Raw genomic sequence first — 4,016 nt, forward strand, 5'->3', positions numbered from 1 at the left:
CCCACGTCGCCTTTGGCGGCGGCAGCCACATCTGCATCGGCGCGCCGCTGGCGCGGATCGAGGCGCGGCGGGCGCTGGTGAAGTTGTTCGAACGCTTCCCGGACCTGCACCTGGCCGGCGACGAACCGACCTGGCGGGCCCTGCCCTTCTTCCGGGGCATGGAGGGGTTGTCAGTTCAGGGGTAACGCGGCGAATTCGGAGACGCGCGAGGCGGCTCGGAAGCTTCGACCTCAGACGGTCTTAGGGACGGCGGATCTCGAAGTAGGTCTTGGCGTCCCTCTGGAAGCCCGCGCCTTCGTAGAAGCGCAGCGTGGACTCCCGCCGCGACCCGGTCGCCAGCAGAACCTTGTAGCAGTCGGCCTTCCAGGCTTTGTCGAGCGCGACCTGAAGGACCGCGCGGCCAAGACCGGTCCGGCGATGGTCGATATCGGTCACAACATTCTCGATCACCCCGTAGGCGCGGGCGCCGCGAGACAGGTTGGGAACAATGGCCAGCGTGCAGGACGACACCAGCCGCCCGCCCACCTCCGCCACGAAGGGCGTGGTGAAACCGGAGGACAGCAGGGCCGACCAAACCGGCTCGGCGACGGCGAGGTTGAGAACCGGATCATCGGGGTTGAGCTGACGATAAAGCGCCATAACCCCCGGCAGATCGTCCGGCGTCGCGGGGCGGATGTTGAGATCGGCCATGCAGCGGAGGCTAGTTGGCTAGAGGACCTTGTCTAGTCGGAAGCCGCGAGCGGCGGGAGACGACCGGGTAGCTCCACTAGGAAACAACAGAACCTAGCCGGCTAGCAGACATTCGTCCGCCGATTACGCGATCCAGGAGATACGGAACCGCGAACATCGCGCCAATGCCGAGACAGATGAAGGGCGTCGCGAACGTGAAGGGTGTACTTCGCACTTTGCCACGGAACAAGTTCACGTCGAGACGCGGCGCAGTTCGGCCACGGGGTCTGACAGACCACTGGGGGAGGCCGCGAGACGTGGCCGGGCCAGCGCGAGACCGCAGAGCGCCAGAGTGGTCAGGCCGCATAGCCAGGCGAACATATCGCCCACTTGCCCATAGAATGTGTTGACGCCCTGAATGGGGACATCGACGACCATCATGTGAGCTTTGCCGGGCGTTGTATCCTGCATTGCCAACACGCGACCGTAAGGGTCGAAGGCGGCTGATACACCGTCGTAGTCCACCCGAACCATGGAGTAGCCGTTCTCCACGGCACGAACGCGCGCCATCTTCATGGTGTGGACGTAGCCTTCTTCAGGCCAGTCCCAGGCCGGCACCAACATGATATCGGCCGCACGTCGTGCGAGAGCCGGGAAGTCTCCGTCAAAGCAGATAACGTTGACTAGAACGCCGAACGGGGTCTGCACCAGCGGCGGCGCGTTCCGCACCGGCGCCACCGGCTCCATCCCCGGAACCGGCTTGTTCTTCTGATAATGCCAGTGTTGGCGACCGTCGGGTCCGATGAGGAACGTCTCGTTGCGCCGATAGGCGATGCCGATCGCAGCGTTGATGTAGATGCCTTCCTCTCGCGCCAGCTCTGCTACCTGTTGCAGGAAGGCTGTCTTGCCGGTTTCAAAGACCGGCGCTGCAGTTTCGGACCAAACCACAATTTGGGCGCCAGACCGCGCGGCCTCGCGTGTATTGGCCAGCAGTTCCTGCTGCACCGCTTGATAGGCCGCATTGCGTTGGGGGGTATCGAGAGCCTTCAGAGTCGCCGCCGATGCGGGGAAGCTAGCCATCGACACACCGTCCTTTGCTGGCTCGCGAAGGGCCATGCTGGGTGTAATGCCGACAATCCTCACGGTCTCGCCGGCGGGATGGGCGCTCGCATAGGCCAGCCTCAGTTGGCCTGCTCCGAATACCAGGACCAGGACAACGGCGAGACCTCCGCCAAAGCGCAGCGCCGTCGCGCGCACTGGCGTGTCCCAGATTTCGTTCACGACGGTCGCGACCGCCGCGATCAGGAAGCCTATGGCGTAGGGGCCGAGCAGCGCGGTCAGCTGCAGAAGCGCGATGTTCTCGCCCTGGGTGATGGCGCGTGTGCCGATGCTCGCGCCGACTGGCAGCAGACTAGCGCTCGCGAACTCAACCACCGCGACGGCGGCGGGCAGGAGAAGGATGCGCCCCAAAGGGTGCAGGCGTTTGATCAGGAGTCTGTCGAGAGCGAAAGGCGCAGTGAAGATCGCGCCAAGCACAAGGCACAGCGTCGTCGTCACCGTGTTGAACGGCGCCACGGAGGCCACGATGTAGGCCGCGATCTGCGCTGTCGAAGCGACCATGAGCCCCAGCAACGCGACCAACACTGGCGTGGTTCGGCTGAACCTCAAGAGAAGCACGGGCGCGATCCACGCCAATAGCGGCACGTCCCACCGCTGCCCTATCGCCAGGAGCGATGCCGCCGCGCCCAGCAGAAACCAGAGCCCACTTGAGTGGAGCGAGACGCGGTCGCGAAGCCGCTTGTGTTCGCCTTGGAACGCCGGATGCGTGCTTGTGGTCATCGTGGTCTCCGCCCCTGTCGAAACGCACTGAGGGCGACGGGTAGGCGGTGGAAAGCCGCAGCAGCCCGCGCTTTCGAATACGATTCTGCGCAATAATCATTATGATACATAAACGTTATGCACATTGACCGTCGAGTCAAGACAGGAGACAAGGCAGCCATGGTCAAGAAGACTGCCAAACTTCCCTCAGACTTAAGCCCGGACTCGGACCGCGCATTCGGGCATCACGCGGTTCGGCTTGGGGAGCTGGTGCTCGCGCAGGCCGAGGCCGCGCTGGCGCCCCTCGAACTCAAGCCTCGCGCGTTCGACACGATGCTGTGCATCCGCGATGGCGACGGAATCTCTCAGCAGGACCTCAGCCGGAAACTCGGGGTCTACGCGCCCCAGATGGTCGCCCTCATTGACAGTCTCGAGGTGCGCGGCTTGGTGTCTCGCAAGGTGAGCCCGACAGATCGCCGACGTCACGAACTGTCGCTTACGCCCGCTGGTGCGGCCCTCGTGAGGAAGGCGTCGACTATCGCCCAACGCCTCGAGAAGGATCTGTTCGGAGGCGTCTCTGTCGAGGACCGGCTGCGCTTCGAAGCGCTAGTCCGACGCCTGGAGGACGCCGTCCGGGCGAAGTCGACAGCGGGTCTTGCAAAACCCTAGGTGGGCCGCGCGATTGCGCCTCCCGGCCATCAACGGCGAAGAGATGACATCGCAATCTTGCCGACGCGCCCACACGCCTACGTTCGAGGGGAAGGTGGCGCTGGTGACCGGCGGAGCACGCGGGATTGGCTCGAAATCTATGAGTCTAAGAGCAGACCTTGCGAAGGTCGGTGTTGAGCCCGATGCGGTCGCCCCCACGTGCCACAACCGTCAGCAGAGCGTCGCCGCGCGGCGCCCCAACCTCTCCCAAGGGAGAGGAATGGGGCGGCGCTGGCTCGATCCGCAGGAGACGAATTGTGAACGGCCGAGTTGGCTGGGATTCGGTAGCTTGGCTTGATGATCAACGAAGACCCAGCCAGCCCCGCGCCTGCTCAACCGCCTCCACCGCCTGTTCCGCGACGCGATCACCTCGGCGTTGCGAGGTCTTGGGTCTTGTCGTGGCTGTTCGTCGCGATGCTGTCGGCGCCGGTCTATATCGCGATCCTGACCCTGATTGATCGCCACGCGCCCTCGATCCTCCAGGCCGGCGCCGTCGCCCAGGAGCCGTTGGCGCTGTCCCTGGCCCGCAACGTGTCCGTCGAGAGCGTCGTCACGGCGATGCTGTTCTTCTGCGTCATGTCCGTGATCGCGGCGCTGGCGCGGCTTTCGCGTCGCCGCCGATAGGCGGCGTCAGGCGGACGCCGCCTGACGATCTGGCAGGTTCTGAGTCGGTTCGGGCTCGGGCTCGCCCTGCCCGGCCTCCCATTGCGCGCGCAGGGTCGCGGAGGTGTCGCGGCTGGCGTCGTGGCTCCAGCCTGGCGGGCCGAACATGTAGCCCAGCGCGTGGCGGGGGTGGCGGGCGACGTCCTGGCCCATGGCGA

The 4,016-nt window shown here is 65.0% G+C and carries 5 protein-coding genes and 1 pseudogene; 3 read left to right on the top strand and 3 right to left on the bottom strand.

The window, feature by feature from the left end; genetic code table 11:
- Positions 1–185, top strand: a 185-nt coding sequence (locus Q7T84_RS18290; RefSeq protein WP_304811735.1) for a cytochrome P450, incomplete at its 5' end; no start/stop codon positions are given.
- Between the two features lie 55 nt (positions 186–240).
- Here Q7T84_RS18290 and Q7T84_RS18295 read toward each other — a convergent pair.
- Positions 241–690 carry a GNAT family N-acetyltransferase gene (locus tag Q7T84_RS18295; protein WP_304811736.1) on the bottom strand — a complete coding sequence of 150 codons (450 nt, stop codon included), beginning with the start codon at positions 688–690 and terminating at the stop codon, positions 241–243.
- A 231-nt stretch (positions 691–921) separates the two neighbouring features.
- Entirely contained in the window at positions 922–2,508 is a 1,587-nt protein-coding gene (locus tag Q7T84_RS18300; protein WP_304811738.1) for a nitrilase-related carbon-nitrogen hydrolase, read from the bottom strand.
- Positions 2,509–2,667: 159 nt separating this feature from the next.
- Here Q7T84_RS18300 and Q7T84_RS18305 point away from each other — a divergent pair, with 159 nt between their 5' ends.
- Together Q7T84_RS18305 and Q7T84_RS18310 are read left to right on the top strand one after the other, a co-directional pair.
- Positions 2,668–3,156, top strand: a complete 489-nt coding sequence (locus Q7T84_RS18305) for a MarR family winged helix-turn-helix transcriptional regulator (RefSeq protein ID WP_304811740.1) — start codon at positions 2,668–2,670, stop codon at positions 3,154–3,156.
- Between the two features lie 432 nt (positions 3,157–3,588).
- Positions 3,589–3,819: a hypothetical protein gene (locus tag Q7T84_RS18310; RefSeq protein WP_304811742.1), complete on the top strand. Its 231-nt coding sequence runs from the start codon at positions 3,589–3,591 to the stop codon at positions 3,817–3,819.
- 6 nt (positions 3,820–3,825) lie between these two features.
- Here the strand turns inward: Q7T84_RS18310 and Q7T84_RS18315 are convergent.
- Positions 3,826–4,016, bottom strand: a pseudogene (locus tag Q7T84_RS18315) (sterol desaturase family protein); the annotation flags it as partial.

It is taken from the genome of Phenylobacterium sp., from assembly GCF_030654915.1.
In the GTDB taxonomy this organism is placed as follows: Bacteria; Pseudomonadota; Alphaproteobacteria; order Caulobacterales; family Caulobacteraceae; genus Phenylobacterium.

What these genes read in the sequence shown, in the direction of transcription:
- Q7T84_RS18295 (WP_304811736.1), bottom strand. Translation starts at nt 690, where the DNA reads ATGGCCGATCTCAACATCCGCCCCGCGACGCCGGACGATCTGCCGGGG.
- Q7T84_RS18300 (WP_304811738.1), bottom strand. Translation starts at nt 2,508, where the DNA reads ATGACCACAAGCACGCATCCGGCGTTCCAAGGCGAACACAAGCGGCTT.
- Q7T84_RS18305 (WP_304811740.1), top strand. Translation starts at nt 2,668, where the DNA reads ATGGTCAAGAAGACTGCCAAACTTCCCTCAGACTTAAGCCCGGACTCG.